The organism is Paenibacillus sp. ALE3 (assembly GCF_054113405.1).
The window spans coordinates 284,968-299,961 of record NZ_CM134214.1; the positions used below are offsets into that span (position 1 = coordinate 284,968).

Genomic DNA, 14,994 nt, shown 5'->3' on the forward strand with positions numbered 1-14,994 from the left:
TGCGGGGGAACTTGGTGGAGAAGCAATAGATTCCGTTGAGATGATATTGCTCGCATCGGTTCACGACAAAGCAAGCTGACGAGGTGAAGGTGTTCGAAACATTCGGCGGGGACCTTCCGGTGAAGCATCAACCCGTAAACCGGCAGCGGAAAATGAACAGGCAACTGTTTACACAACGCACCGGTAGATGCCCTAATTATTTTATAACCTAAATTATAAGATTCATTTCATGAATGTGCGGCCATCATCATTGGCGTGCGCGGTTTGGGAATTTCGTTACATTCGTGAAGAGATGCCTGTAAATTCTATAGTTATCATTGACAACTTCATAGATGAATGGACTTTATTCCACAATCTACCGCACACGTTAGTCCTGTGATGAGTCGTCTTGTGAAATGATGATCGGGAGGATAACGAATATGTGTGGCATTGTAGGATATATTGGTAATCAGAATACGCAAGAGGTATTGATTGACGGACTGAAGAAGCTGGAGTACCGCGGGTATGACTCTGCGGGTATTGCCGTGTTTACAGATTCAGGACTGCAAGTAGCCAAGGCAAAAGGTCGTCTGGCGAACCTGGAAGCTAAACTGGATGGTACGCCGTTAGTAGGTCATGCAGGCATCGGACATACACGTTGGGCAACGCACGGTAAACCTTCTGATGAGAACTCCCATCCGCATTTGGATGAGAGCCAAAAGTTTTCTGTAGTTCACAACGGAATTATTGAGAACTATCTGGAACTGAAGGAACAGCTGATCAGCGAAGGTCATACCTTTATTTCCGAAACGGACACAGAAGTTATTTCCCATCTGGTTGCACGTGAGTATAAAGGAGATATTGTTAAAGCAGTACAAAAAGCAATTACCTTTATGCGTGGTGCTTTTGCACTGGGAGTGCTGACCGAGCACGAGCCTAATAAGCTGGTAGCTGTTCGCCAAGCCAGCCCGCTGGTTATTGGTGTGGGAGAAGGCGAGAACTTTATCGGTTCCGACATTCCGGCTATTCTGAAATATACACGCAATGTATTTATTTTGAACGATGGCGAAATGGCTGTTCTGACTAGTGATGCTGTCGAATTAATGACAATCGAAGGCCAATTTATTTCTCGGGAAATGATTCATGTCGAATGGGATGCTGTAACAGCGGAAAAAGGCGGCTATGAGCATTTCATGTTGAAAGAAATTCACGAACAGCCTAAGGCTTACCGTGATACGATGTTGGGCCGTATCGATAAAGATACTAAAAAAGTTGTTCTTCCAGAGCTGAAGCTGACAGAAGAACAAATTAAAAATATCCGCAACATTCAAATTGTAGCATGTGGTACAGCTTACAATGCTGGTTTGATTGGCCGTACGGTTATTGAAAGTATGGCTCGTATTCCGGTAGAAAACGATGTAGCTTCCGAGTATCGCTACCGTTCTCCTATCGTAACACCTGAGACATTGGTGATCGTGGTGAGTCAATCCGGTGAAACTGCTGATACCTTGGCAGCACTGCGTGAAGCACAAGCAAACGGAGCGCATGTACTGGCGATTACAAACGTAGTCGGCAGCTCCATCGCCCGTGACGCAGATGATGTGTTGGTTACACTGGCAGGACCGGAAATTGCCGTAGCCTCCACCAAAGCGTATTCTTCCCAGTTGATTGCGTTTTATCTGTTGGGTCTGTATCTGGCTCAAGTACGCGGCACACAAACGGATGAGCAAGTAGCTCATGTGCTGGCTGCTATGGAATCACTACCAGAGCAAGTAGAAGAGATGTTGAGTAAAGCAGATGCGATCAAAGCCTATGCTGAGCAAATCGCTAGCAACAAGCACCTGTTCTTTATTGGTCGTGGTCAGGACTATGCTGTAGTACAGGAAGGTTCCCTGAAACTCAAGGAAATCTCCTACATTCATTCCGAGGCATATGCTGCGGGTGAGTTGAAGCATGGTACACTGGCATTGATCGAAGAGGGAATTCCAGTTATCGCTTTGGTAACTCAGGAATCCGTGTTGGAAAAAACCGTGAGCAACATTAAGGAAGTTAAAGCTCGTGGCGGTGACGTGCTTGCAATCACGTATGAAGAGCACGCTGTTGAGCTACTGAAATCCGTGGATCAAGTATTTGCAATTCCAAAAACACTTCCGATTCTGTCGGCTGCCATTTCAGTTATAGCTCTCCAATTGTTAGCCTACTATGCATCGCTTGCACTGGGTCATGATGTTGATAAACCACGTAACCTGGCGAAAAGTGTTACTGTAGAATAAGCATTAATAAAATTCTAAATTAATTGTCTGATGATAAAAAAGTGTGGAACCAATAAAAAAACTGTGGAACCAATAAAAAAACTGTGGAACCAGTAAAAAAAGTCTGGAACTAGTCATTTTACAAACATCAAGAAAGATCCCGATGATATATCGGGATCTTTTTAGCTTAGGGAGGCAATTATGTCTACAATAGGCCAACGAATTCGAACTATTAGAAAAACAAACAACTTAAATCAAATAAAGTTTGCAAATATAATTGGAATTGTAATAACGGTCAATTGACAAAAAAGCACGACGCGCAAGATCAGGTGTTACAAATGGAATTATTTTGAGGTAACCATTATAGGATACAGATAGAAGTACTATTCAAACGTTGATCCATACCTTATTGAGTGGTGAAATCCACTAATGGAGTAGTTTCCAACTTTCTTTGTATGGCGATTTTTGGTGGTTCCAGACTTTTTTTCTCGTGTTTATCAAGTGTCGGAGCTAATTCAATAAAATGAACAAAAGAGACGTCATTCTCAAACGTCTGTCTCCAAAGGGGGATTCCTAGTGCGGCTAGCCGGAGACTCGAAGTTATTCAGTGACAGGGAAAGGGAAGCCTGTCACTACACCCGCAGAATCTGTTTCTTTGCCTCTTGGAAGAGGTTTGACTCCCGTTGCTCTACCTGCTCATCCTGCTCTCTGAGCGGGTTTTTGCTTTTTATTGAGTAGAGTATAGAAATGAGATTATTAAGTCTTAAAGGTTCATCATGATTTGTAAACATCATATAGAACGAGGAAAGATGGGGGGAATTAATTATATTTACTCACTCTCCTAAGATATACGATTTGATAGATTAGTTGTATAGCAAAGTCTTTATTGTTTACATTGAAAATAACACGTATTATGGTTCTTTCTGTAAACAAAATCACTAATCTATCCGATACATACATAAGGATGTTTTATTGTTAAATATACCCTTGAAAATTATGATTTCACATATCATTTATATTAGATTTCGGTTTAAGATAACCAGCTACTTTAATACGCATAGCAGTATATAAATGCAGCAACCAGAAAGGAGATGGAACGTGAATCGTGAGGAAATTCTTCAACATTTTGCAAATGAGGTCTATGAACCGCTTAAGCACCAAATGTTATTCGCGGTGGAAGCCTCTTTTCAAAACCATAAGTATACCTTGGCCAAGACATTTCGTAATTCACTGGAGCAACTACTCGGGAAAGTCAAGCAGATGCAGCGAGAAGGTACCAAGCAGGCGTTGGGATATATATCTTACTCCATGCTTCGTACCGAATTAGCAAACGGAAGGGCGACCTATTTAGTGGAGGCCATGGACAAGACGTGGTTTATGGATCGCCATCCTTGCCGAGATATTTATGATGCAGATTGGGCATTTCGCTATTTGGACGAGTGGGAGACTGAATTATGTAAGCACGCTAAAAAATATGGCGGAAGAATCGGATTGGATGATATTCAAAGGATGAAATTGCGCGTGGCAATACATATTCACCAATATATCATGGCTTTGGCGCGTTTTAGTATCACAGAAGTATGGTTAGATGAAATTCAGTTTGCTCATGAAATACAGTTGGAAGATCTTTTCGAGCTGAGAGTCGGAGAATATTTGGACCAAAGTGAAATCGTTTATAAACGGGATGTGCGTGTCAAAGATTCGACGGTGATTATAGAGTGGCTTGAGGAAAAGAAACCATATGACTACATACATGAAGTTTTTCGGGGAATTAACGGATCTCAAGGAGATTATGAGGGAATACGTCTGCAATATGCCGATTTGAGTGAAAGTTCTTTTAACAATAGTGTTTTTACAGGAGGCAATTTGATCGGTTCCCGTTGGAATAAAGCCTGTTTACAAGAAGCGGATTTTAGCGGCTGTTTGATTCAGGAAGCCCGTTTTGAACAAGCCATTTTAAAAGGAGCATCTTTCCGGGATGCAATAGCTGTACCTGGAATTTACCAGTCTGAATATTGGGAAAGACCTGGTTTTCAACCCGTAAGTTTTGCAGGGGCGGATCTTACAGGAGCCCAGTTTCAGGGAGCTTACTTGAAGAATGCAGATTTCACCGGGGCCATATTGCAGGGGGCTGACTTTATGGGTGCAGCGTTTGAGGGAGCCTGCTTCAAAGAAGCGGTGCTGGATGGAGCCCGATTTAGTTTAGGTATGCATCCAGTCGTACAGAGTCTAACTTAATTTGGATAACACAATGTGGGGCAAACGGAATGGAAGGGACGTGGCATAGTGGAGTATTTCCTTTGTCAGCAGGATGATCGGATGTTGTATGCCGCTGTACCCGTGTGGGATGAAGAGGCAAATGCAGAGATGATGGATCTAAATGACTGGACGAATTGGCCCCCATCTTATGCTGCACAGTTTAAGGTTAATGGTCACGATTATACAGTTTACCCTGATCTTCTAATGGGTTCAAGGATGATGGTATCTGATGCTGTGCATGAATTGTTACAGGTCTATGTGCCGGGCTTGTTCAGCCGAATGGCTTTACTTCGAGATATGGAACGTTCGCAGCAAAAGTTGTATTGGATGATTCAACCTCCATTAGTGGATTGTTTGGGTGAGCAAAGTCAATTTCGTCCTGGAGGAACATTGATGAAACTGGTCGTAGATCGAAAACGTACTGAGGGGAAATCCCTATTGCAAGTCCAAGGGTTGCGTGAAACCTGCATGTTGGTCAATCTGGCATTGGCGGAAAGTCTGTTACGGAGAGGGACAAGTGGCATCACCTTTCAGGAAGTCGCCATGCAGTAATAAAGATGGGAGTGGATGATGTATGGAACATCTGGATAAGAAAATTGTCTCGTTGCTACACACAGTAACAGCAGAAAATACCGAAAATGATCAATCTTTAATTGAGCATGAAGGGTTGAATCACGCTCACGGGAAGGAACCGTTTGGACAGCCCTTACAAACATTTATGCAACTCGGTGGGAAAAGATTGATTTTTGCTCAGCGACATTTGCTGGATGAACGCATCAGTATTACGATGCCAAAGAGCTTTCGGGATATGCCCATGCACGAGCAACGATTAAAATATCCCTCTCATCATCGTCCGGATTTTATTTTTACCAATGACACAGGCACGATTAACTTAACCTTCAAGCATACCGAGAGTCCTTTACAAACCGAAGAGTTGGAGAACTTTACGGATGAGATGGCTCAGGTGGTGAAGCAAACCCAGAAGTTGACTGAATGGTTTGGCCATGAAGTGCTGGAGAACGAAGAGTGTCAGATTGGATACTGTGAATTTATGACACCAGTATGGAATGCGCGTGTGTATAATTTATCCTTTTTTACGGTGCTGGAAGGACGTGCGCTCATGTGTACTTTTAACTGTACGGATGAAGAGATGGCGACCTGGCAGCCAATAGCCCTCAGTATGCTGCTAACGTTGAAAATCGAGTCTGAGCGAAAGGAAAATCAACCCTTATGACATTAACCTATATTACATATGATCGGCTGCAAATTACACCATTTGAATTGGTTAGCATTCAGGAACTGCATATGACCAAGCGACTGAATGAGCACACCCGGCTCTCTTTTACCGCTATTTTGCCTGAAGAATTACAAGACAGTTATGTCCAGTTGATCGAAGCCGATTCTCCAGTTTGTGTGTCGCAACTAGATGAAGCAGGCACTCCAACACCGCTATTTAACGGAACGGTGCTCCATATGGAAGTCAAAGTGGTCAGAGATGTGTATTACCTGGAGGTTGAGGCGATATCCCACACGTATAAACTGGATATTCATAAAAAGAACAGGTCGTTTCAGGACAAAAATATGAAGGTTGAGGAATTACTGCGGGCTGTAGGAGCAGATTATCCCGGTTTTGATATCATTGATTCGGCTACAGGGGGAGCGGCTTTAGGCCGTATAGCAGTCCAATATCGTGAAACCGATTGGGAGTTCCTCAAGCGGATCGCTTCGCGTTACCATACTTCACTCACGCCTGCGTCGGTATTTGATGTGCCCAAGTGCTATTTTGGAGTCGAGGAAACCCAGTCTGGACTGGACTTAACCAATTATCATTATACCGTCAGCAAGCGAGTTGGAGATTATCGTTATTTTAACGGCAATGATACAGCACATGTAAACGAGCATGATTTTATTGATTACCGGGTTGAGGCGGAGCAGGTATTGGAGCTCGGCAGCACCGTTACCTTTAAGGGTAAAAATCTGTATGTGTACAAGGTGGACACTCATATGCAAAAAGGAATGATGCAGCACGTGTATACCCTGACTTCCCACAAGGGATTGAGACACCGAGAGGTGTTTAACGAGCAGCTTAGCGGTCTGTCTTTACTAGGTAAAGTCATTCAGGTAGAGCGGGATCGTATCAAACTGCATTTACATATCGATGCCACACAGGACCCTGCAAAGGCTCACTGGTTCACCTATGTTTCTCCTTATACTGCGGAGGGCCATAGCGGATGGTATGTAATGCCTGAGCTCGGGGATACCGTGCTGCTCTATTTCCCTGCCCATCGCGAGGAAGAGGGCATGGCAAGTACATCTTTGCGCGAAAAGAATCAGAGTACGGGACAACATGCTCTTGCACACCCTGACATCAAATTGTTTCGTACCGCCCACGGCAAGGAAATCAAATTAACCCCTGATGAAATTGTCATCACCAGTAAAGAGGGGACGATGTATATCCAGTTAAATGAAAAAAATGGAATTCACATTGTAAGTGATAAACAGATTCAATTTTCAGCAGGAGGAAATATCTCCATTCATTCTGGCAGTAAAGTGAAAATCACGGCTGGGGATGAAATTCAAATGACGAGCAAAGGCAGTACCGTATCGCTGGGTGGAATAACCAATGTTCTGGGTAGCGAAGTGAAAACAAACTAAGAAAGGACATGGGGAAGGGGAAGAGAAGAATGGTAAAAAAGTCTCATTCGGAAGAGGAACCTATTCAGGCTGGACGGGGAAGTAAGCAAGGATACGTAGTTGCCGGGGCCATCTTGAGCTGCAGCTTTGGTACGCAGCCGACACGGCTCAAACGTCCGTTCAGCCACGGCGTATATGTGAAGGAGAAAGCCCAAATGAATGTTGGAGATTACTTGTCCGGCACCAATATCAAGAATTTTGGCCGTTGCTCCTGTCCAGCCAATCCAGCGGTCAAAAGCAGTGACATGGTCGATATCTATGGGGTCAAAAAAGCGAACTGTGTTCCGGTTATTACCGGACCCTGGATCGGCGGCAAAAGCGATGTGCTTGTTGAAGGAGAACCAGCCCTGCTGGATCAATGTTCGAATGCGTGCATATACGGGGGAATGATTCGGATTACAGACGATGGCCAGACGCTGGAGTAGGGAGGCACAAGTTGAATCATACACAAACAATGTTAACGTATACGGAGTTGGAATGTATAGGTCCATATCCTCTTCAGACGATCCATGAACTGCGTATTGAACGGAAATTGAACGATCATGCCCGGTTAAGGATCAGTGGATGGATAGATGAAGAGCAAAGAGATCATTACATAGAACAGGATCAGGATAACGAACCGGTCATTATCCGTACCAAAACAGAAAATGATCAGCCTGAACGCATTTTGTTCCATGGTTTACTGGTCCATGCAGAAACACGGATGGTGCGTGGCATCTATTATGTGGAGCTTGAAGCCGTATCTCATACAATTCAGTTGGATATCACACCTGTAACTCGTTCTTATCAGGATACTTTAATGCCCTACGGAAATTTGATCAAGCAAATCATACAGAAGTACAGCCAGGCCGATGTTATTGATAACGTAACAAACGGTGCTACCCTGCATGCATTTACTTTACAGTATCAGGAGACGGATTGGGCCTTTCTCAAACGGATCGCTTCCCGATTTGGAGCTGTGCTGGTCCCGGAAATTTCACTAAACGGGCCCAAATTCTGGTTGGGTATGCCGGAGGGACAACACGTTGAAATGAAGCATCCCGTTTACCGTACTCGGCGCAGTTTTGATCCCAACAGCAAAACAAAATTTAGTTACTTGCTGCAGAGTGAAACGCTTGCCCGGCCCGGGGATCTGACGGATTGGAATGGCGAGCAATGGATGGTAGCGGAAGTCACTTCTGAATTGCAAAAAGGAGTACTGCTACACGAGTATGAACTGGTTCACGAACAGGGGATTCAGCAAACAGAGATTTTGTGCTCGAACCTCACCGGAGCCTCACTGGAAGGGCATGTATTAGAGGTCCAGTCAGGCCGAATACGTGTTCATCTTACAGTGGATGAAAAGCAGGATCGGGAAACGGCATGTTGGTTTCCATATGCCAGCAGTTATACAGCGGAAGGGAATAGCGGTTGGTACGTCATGCCGGAACGAGGAGATAGGGTATCCGTCCGGTTCCCTACAGAGCAGGAGGCGGATGGATATGCGGCAAGCTCCATACGACAAGGGAGAAACTCGCCAAAGCTCGCTGACCCAGCCACCAAGTATTGGGGGACACCTCATGACAAGGACATCAAGCTAAGTGCCAGTGAGTTGAAGATGACGGCCAAGTCGGAGCAGGTTCATATTCAATTGAATGCATCGGGTGTTCAGGTCGTCAGTGAGCATGAATTGTCATTGTCGGCGGGCAATACACTTTCATTGCATGCAGATGGGGAACTGAATATTCAAGCTGCCGAGGCCATCTATTTCAAAGCGGGCAGTAGCAGCTTGGTGCTGGACGGTGAAACGGATATCCGGTCCGCTAAAGTCCAACTGGAGGGTACGGTTAAAAAACCGGTTTTTGTAGCTGAACTGGCACCAGTCTGGGAGCCGCCATTAATGTCTGTAAAAGCCTATGCGGAGGCGCAGGCGGCGAAAAGTGCAGCAAACAGCAGTACAGGAGGAAGCTCCAATTCAAGCGTTACATCGAAAGATGGGGGAGCCGTTAAGTCAGCCGTAAACACTCTGAATTCACCGAAGGCTAGTCTACTCGATGGCGTATTAGGATTAGCTCAGAAAGTATGTGATGTGGCTGCGTCTATTCCTGTCTTGGGAGCTATACCGAAAGCAGCAAGTCAAAAAATAGCTTCGATTCGTTCCGAAGTGGCTTCCTCTGGACCGTCATCCATAGTTAAATATGCGGCAGCCGGATTATCCATGATTGCCAGCGTACCTTCCCATGGTTGGGGAGTGGTGTTGGGGAAGACGGCCAAGGTTGCTGCTCAAACCTTACACGCGCACGCTGAGGAACAAAGGGCGCGTGAACGGCATGCAATGATGGACTTCCTCGGCAAGGTATGGACGAGCGCCAGGGGGTATGGAGAAGTACAATCCATACATGACTTCATCAACTATGTAAAGGGAGTCAATCAGGCTTCCGTCCAAGCCTATAGTGATATTCCTTCTGATATACGGGAACGCTGGTATCAAAGAAATGTGGATCAACAGTTTGAGGATGCGCTGGATGCTTATTATAATAATCAGGATCTCTCCACAGATATAATTGCATTAATGGAGCATCAGCGGCAGACAGACAACCATTTTCGATATAGTGACAGAGCTTTGATGAGTTCCAAGTATCGGGATGATATGAAAGGGTATACGACGGAACAGAAGAAATATTTGATTGATTTTCTGAATTCAATTGACGAATATAGAAAAGAGTATGGGCCGTTTAGGGAAAGTCCTTTTATGAAAGACCTGGATGAGACTGAGCGGATTGTGTTCAATGAAATCAAAAACTCTGCTCATGAAAATGTAGAGGCGATATGGGAGCGAATACGTAACTTTCCTAATCTAGATATTCGTCAAATGGTGATTGATAACTACGAAGGAAAACAAGACGTAGCAGATAAAATTGTTAAAGTCATAACGGAGCCAGATGCTGTTTATGAAAAAGCAAAAAACAGCTCCAAACAAGAAACTGCCCATCTGTTAGTAGAAGCAGCATTTGCGTTTGTAGTTGGAAGGAAAGGAAAGAGACATTCCAGAGATGATGGTGCTTCACCAGGAGGATCGCATAATGATCATTCTTCTGAGGAGACGAATAATGGTGGTTCGGGCGGTAGTAGGACTAGAATAACTTCAAGTGTTGATGATTTATCAGATGCTGCAAAATCTAAAATCACTACTAGTCAGAGGGCTACTTTGAATCAACAAGAAAGAACATACTCACATTTAACCGAAATGGATTTAAAAGGAGCACAGAGAGACTTAGATGGCAACCCTGTTCCAAAACCAGGTGGAGGCTATTATGATCATGCTCAAGAAGTTTCTGACGCATATCGTGGTTTAGTTGATATGAAAAAAAGTTGGGAAGGGGTTCTTAGAAATCCTAATTTGGACACTGAACTCCGACAACTTTATACTTCTAAGTTAAATGAAGTAGACGATTCGATGAGAAAAATTGAAGATATGTTTGCCCCTCATGGCGGAGTGTTTCCACCTAAATAATGATTGGAGTAATGTATATGATTAATAGAAAAAAAGCATTAAAAGAGTTTTTGACAAATGAAGAATATGAAAATATTGTAAAAAACGCAACGCAATTTTCAGATATGTCACTACCTGTATGGCACTTACAGATTACAGGGAAATGTCTTTTTGAGCTATCAAACTTTGATTTGATTCGTTGTATTAGACAAGACATTTTTACCAATCTAGCAATATTTGAAATTATTGAAAGGATTGATGAACAGAATACACCTTTCTATGCTGATATTGATTCAATGGAATTGATGGAGAAATTATCATCTGTTAGTTCTGAAATGCTTTCAGTGTATAAGGTTAAATTAGATAAAATCATTGAAAATATTGAACAGAAGCACTTAATAGATTTAGCAGATATCTGGATGTTTGATGAACAGAAAGAAACATACAAAGACTATATCAATAAAATAAAGAATAAAATCCAATGATTTAATTTAATGAGGTGCTTTTAAATATGAATATCTGTCAAACGAGGTATGGTCAAGCCCCCATTTAGTGGATAGTAGGAACTGTAAGATATTTTGTGTAAACATTTCACAGTGTGAACATGAACCTCTGAATTCTGTTTTGTAGTGTGACCTTGAAAGGCTGTAGTCTTTCAAGGTTTTTCTTTGTTCACCTTGTCAAAGAAGAAGTAAATCATCAGGAAGTAATTCTGCCCTATCCTCAACGCTTGAATAAGCAATGCTACCACGTAAAAGAGTGACGATTGGGATGCGTTCTGCATCCCAAAGTATTGTTTGCTAGACTGATAAATTGACGGTAAAGCCGTTCTTGCTTTCTGGTGATTCAGTATACTGAATTATAAATTGCAAAAAGGGTATGATGCTCACAAGACCACTAAAAGAAAGAGAATTAAAATTGAAAGTTTCTATCTGATTCAAAATCGTCAAGCTTGCTAAGATGAATATGGAGACCATGGTGTAATGCGAATTATTTATAAGCAAACTCCTAAAGGGATTGAGTGGCATGTAGTACAATGGCACTAGATTTTCTATGGTAGAATTACTTTTATTGCCATTAATCTGATATAAAGTCGTTTAAAAAGTTAAATTAAGTAACACTAACAATAGAAAGGGAGAAAGTCTAGTGGACGAGAAAGTTAAATATATTAATGAGCTATTCAAATATCTAACACAAAATAATGATACAAAAGAATATCAAACGTTTTTTGCTCTACTAGAAAAAGTAAAATATAATCCTAGCTTGCTAGAGTATTACGGAGAAGAATTTGTTGAACATTTGATGGACCTTCTCCCGCGTATAGAAGATAAGTATGATCAAGCTTCACTAATAGAAACGATCATTGAATGTTTAGACATTTACACATTTAGTGAAAACTACCTCAAGGAAATCTTTGATAAATATATGTTATGTATAGCTGAAAAAGCTGTTAATGTGAAAGGAATGTCAGCTTGTTTAATAGGGTTTATACAAGCGGGAATTAGTGGGAAAGAAATAATTAAGAAGTTGGAGGAGAATTTAGAGAAAGAACACTTAATAAGCGTACTCTCAAGAATGTACATCAATTATCTTGTTAATTCTGTAGAAACCAATTCTTACTTGATGAAGGAAGTACAAGAGGCCTACTATTTAAGCCAGCGTTCTGGAATTGTTGCTCAATTTTTATTATTAGTGCATCCACATGTTCGGAAATATGCGGGATTAAGTCAAATCACTTTCTTATATGATTCATACAGAGGTGTGTATGAGGATTGCTGGCCAAGAGGGTTACTTCCTAATATGAAAGACACGCTTATTAAGTCAAAGGTGTTGTCATCAAAGGAAGTAAGTGTTTTAGAAGAGTTGGATAGGTTAATCAATATGCAAGAAAAAGAATTAGATTCGATGGAAGTCAGAAAATTGTATGAAGATTTTTTCGAAGGTAAAGATCCACTTGAGGTAATCTTTACTTTGCCAGTGTAGAAAATTACGTAAAGAGTTCTACCTAACCACTTGATGATATGTTCCTTGGATTAAGCGGGCGTTAGATAACGAAGCCAAGCAAATTCGATTATTCTTACCCCTGCTAAGATTGAATTGATATATTATTCCGATGTGACATATTCAAGATTAAATAATCGCCCTATGCTTCTGTGTGTGATTCCTACCTATAGAGTGTCTACCATATAAGGGGAAGTATCTCGAAAGGAGAAATCGTTTATATCATCCTGTAAAAGACTGTATTCAAAAGTTTGGGCTAACACATCGGGCGTTTGTCGTTCTGTATGATATCTCTTGAGAGGTTTCGTAGTTGCTTGTATTGCTACACTGATTCCATCCCCCGCTTCGGCTACGATGAACAGGAAGCATATATCTTATGATGGAAGTGGAGAGCAGCAAGAACCTACCGCCGCAGCGGTAGGCAGGGCGAATCAATGAAGCATCTCCTTTAGATACGAGATAGTCCTTATACGGCGGGAGAATGTGCTTGAACATGGTTCTGACAATATGGACGAGCTTGTTAATCTTCGTCAAGCATATCAAAAACCAGTCGGCAATCTTCTACAACAAATTTATGAAGAAGATTTAATAAGGCCAATACACGATATCAAAATAATCAAAAAAACTTGTTTTGTATGCAGAAACGACACTCTTTTTCTTTATCCTGATATAAAATATTCTTCTCCTCACAACTTAATAAGGGAGAGCATTACTTTAAAATGGGTAAGACAGTTTGTACTAATTGTGGGTTTAAACTTTATATGATGTAAGCGAACCAGCGGATTATGGAATAAACTAAGAGGAAGACCGCGTTTGGGAGTCGGTTTCCAACTTTCTTTTCATGGTAAATTTTAGTGGTTCCATACTTTTTATTTCTCGTGTTTATCACGTGCCGCAGCAAACCCAATAAAACCAACAAAATTGGTTCCGTACTTTTTTATCACCCGACATTGATCGGTGCCAGATCAGTAGTCTACTTAAATAAAGGCTATGTCGGTACTAATAGTAACCATAGGTACAATGAAAATCAGGCCTATTCCTACGTTACGGTTCCAAATGCGTTTTTCAATGATGGTGAGGTTTATGGATACCATGCCTTTGAGCACTCAGGATTTACAAGCTGGTACCCCGAAACATACGGGACCTAATAATATTAGGTAAAAAATCATATAAGACAGAGCAGATCAGCGATGTGCTGATTTGCTCTTATTTACTTTAAAGGAAGTGGAATATGAAAAAGCATAGATGGTTGGTATTAGTGTGCATGTTTTCACTGTTTTTTATTTTCATAGGGTGCTCAGACAAATCAGAAAATACAATTACACAGAGACCAAATCAGAAAGAGTCCGCAGATACAAGTAAATTCCAAAACCGTATACCTAGCACGGCCAATAGAGATAACTTACCATTCGCAAAAAGCGGAGGTGGGGTCACTTTAGGGTTGTATAATCCAAATGGACAGATCGAAACCAAGTATCATTTCCAGGTGAATAAAAATGAGAGCATAAAAAAATTCATTTCCATTGGTAACTTGGTTAAAAGGGATAGAACATATAAGGTATTGCTGTTTGTGGATTACCAGCAAGCGACCTTTAGTGTAGATGGAAATAAACCTATGCTGGATTATGACGTTAAAATGAAAGCAGGGGAAACCATCGAAATTCCAGTTGAAGTGGCCTCATTGAGTGAAGGTCTGCACGATATATTATTTGTTATTGTAAAATATCCAGATAAAAAACTATTAGATGAAGAATTCAGAAAACAAACGGATTTAAATCATTTATTATTCCAAAGATTTAGTGTAAATGTAGGGAATGAACAGCCTGCACGGAATATTCAATTTGATAATCTAGGAGAATTTAAAAATGAGAACTTAGGAGGCGTTTTTGTTTCTAAGGATAATAATTATCGTAGGTGGCTTACCCAGGATGTAGGGTTGAATAAGAAACTTGATTATTATATACATGTAGGAAATACCACCCGCAAAGAAAATCAGAAATATGCATTAATTGTTTTGTTTGATTGGAAGCAGATCAACATTAAGGATCAAAAAAATGTTTTATTCTATAACATGAAAAAGAATAACTCATATGATTTAAAAACACAGCTTTTGGTTCCTGATCGTAAAGACGTATATGATTTGACTGCTCTGTTAATCAGCAATCCATATCAGAAACTTGATATGTATAACCGAGAAACAGAAGCATCCATTCGGATAGGTATCAACGCTAAATGAGAGAGCTATAGGAGAACTTTCGGGTTTTCCTTGCTTACATAAAACTGCTCCTACAATAGAATTTGTTGTGTTGTATATTTGAAAATAATATCAATGGAGGT

11 protein-coding genes are annotated in these 14,994 nt (G+C 41.5%); all 11 read left to right on the forward strand.

Annotation, left to right across the window (positions count from 1 at the left end; all coding sequences use genetic code 11):
- Positions 1–419 precede the first annotated feature (419 nt).
- The gene (gene glmS / locus ACXHJ2_RS01350) at positions 420–2,252 is read left to right on the forward strand and encodes a glutamine--fructose-6-phosphate transaminase (isomerizing) (protein WP_165084409.1); all 1,833 of its coding nucleotides are present in this window, start codon (positions 420–422) and stop codon (positions 2,250–2,252) included.
- Positions 2,253–3,329: 1,077 nt separating this feature from the next.
- Positions 3,330–4,469 carry a pentapeptide repeat-containing protein gene (locus tag ACXHJ2_RS01355; protein ID WP_165084411.1) on the forward strand — a complete coding sequence of 380 codons (1,140 nt, stop codon included), beginning with the start codon at positions 3,330–3,332 and terminating at the stop codon, positions 4,467–4,469.
- A 15-nt stretch (positions 4,470–4,484) separates the two neighbouring features.
- Positions 4,485–5,042, forward strand: coding sequence for a hypothetical protein (locus ACXHJ2_RS01360; RefSeq protein ID WP_102999288.1), 558 nt, complete (start codon positions 4,485–4,487; stop codon positions 5,040–5,042).
- A gap of 22 nt (positions 5,043–5,064) precedes the next feature.
- Positions 5,065–5,724: a hypothetical protein gene (locus ACXHJ2_RS01365; RefSeq protein ID WP_165084412.1), complete on the forward strand. Its 660-nt coding sequence runs from the start codon at positions 5,065–5,067 to the stop codon at positions 5,722–5,724.
- Positions 5,721–7,145 carry a phage baseplate assembly protein V gene (locus tag ACXHJ2_RS01370; RefSeq protein WP_165084414.1) on the forward strand — a complete coding sequence of 475 codons (1,425 nt, stop codon included), beginning with the start codon at positions 5,721–5,723 and terminating at the stop codon, positions 7,143–7,145. Before ACXHJ2_RS01365 ends, ACXHJ2_RS01370 begins: the two co-directional genes overlap by 4 nt.
- A gap of 29 nt (positions 7,146–7,174) precedes the next feature.
- Entirely contained in the window at positions 7,175–7,609 is a 435-nt protein-coding gene (locus ACXHJ2_RS01375; RefSeq protein ID WP_165084416.1) for a DUF4280 domain-containing protein, read from the forward strand.
- Positions 7,610–7,620: 11 nt separating this feature from the next.
- Positions 7,621–10,677, forward strand: a complete 3,057-nt coding sequence (locus ACXHJ2_RS01380) for a phage baseplate assembly protein V (protein WP_165084418.1) — start codon at positions 7,621–7,623, stop codon at positions 10,675–10,677.
- 17 nt (positions 10,678–10,694) lie between these two features.
- Complete coding sequence (locus ACXHJ2_RS01385; RefSeq protein WP_238791155.1) at positions 10,695–11,141, forward strand: contact-dependent growth inhibition system immunity protein; 447 nt, start codon at positions 10,695–10,697, stop codon at positions 11,139–11,141.
- A gap of 661 nt (positions 11,142–11,802) precedes the next feature.
- Positions 11,803–12,639, forward strand: coding sequence for a hypothetical protein (locus ACXHJ2_RS01390; RefSeq protein ID WP_165084420.1), 837 nt, complete (start codon positions 11,803–11,805; stop codon positions 12,637–12,639).
- 525 nt (positions 12,640–13,164) lie between these two features.
- A complete protein-coding gene (locus ACXHJ2_RS01395; protein WP_457874502.1) occupies positions 13,165–13,422 on the forward strand; it encodes a hypothetical protein in 258 nt (85 codons plus the stop codon).
- 466 nt (positions 13,423–13,888) lie between these two features.
- Positions 13,889–14,893 (forward strand): hypothetical protein, encoded by a 1,005-nt coding sequence (locus ACXHJ2_RS01400; protein WP_165084422.1) that lies wholly within the window; start codon positions 13,889–13,891, stop codon positions 14,891–14,893.
- The last annotated feature ends 101 nt before the right edge of the window (positions 14,894–14,994 follow it).

What these genes read in the sequence shown, in the direction of transcription:
- ACXHJ2_RS01370 (WP_165084414.1), top strand. Translation starts at nt 5,721, where the DNA reads ATGACATTAACCTATATTACATATGATCGGCTGCAAATTACACCATTT.
- ACXHJ2_RS01395 (WP_457874502.1), top strand. Translation starts at nt 13,165, where the DNA reads ATGGACGAGCTTGTTAATCTTCGTCAAGCATATCAAAAACCAGTCGGC.
- ACXHJ2_RS01375 (WP_165084416.1), top strand. Translation starts at nt 7,175, where the DNA reads ATGGTAAAAAAGTCTCATTCGGAAGAGGAACCTATTCAGGCTGGACGG.
- ACXHJ2_RS01400 (WP_165084422.1), top strand. Translation starts at nt 13,889, where the DNA reads ATGAAAAAGCATAGATGGTTGGTATTAGTGTGCATGTTTTCACTGTTT.
- ACXHJ2_RS01385 (WP_238791155.1), top strand. Translation starts at nt 10,695, where the DNA reads ATGATTAATAGAAAAAAAGCATTAAAAGAGTTTTTGACAAATGAAGAA.
- ACXHJ2_RS01365 (WP_165084412.1), top strand. Translation starts at nt 5,065, where the DNA reads ATGGAACATCTGGATAAGAAAATTGTCTCGTTGCTACACACAGTAACA.
- glmS (WP_165084409.1), top strand. Translation starts at nt 420, where the DNA reads ATGTGTGGCATTGTAGGATATATTGGTAATCAGAATACGCAAGAGGTA.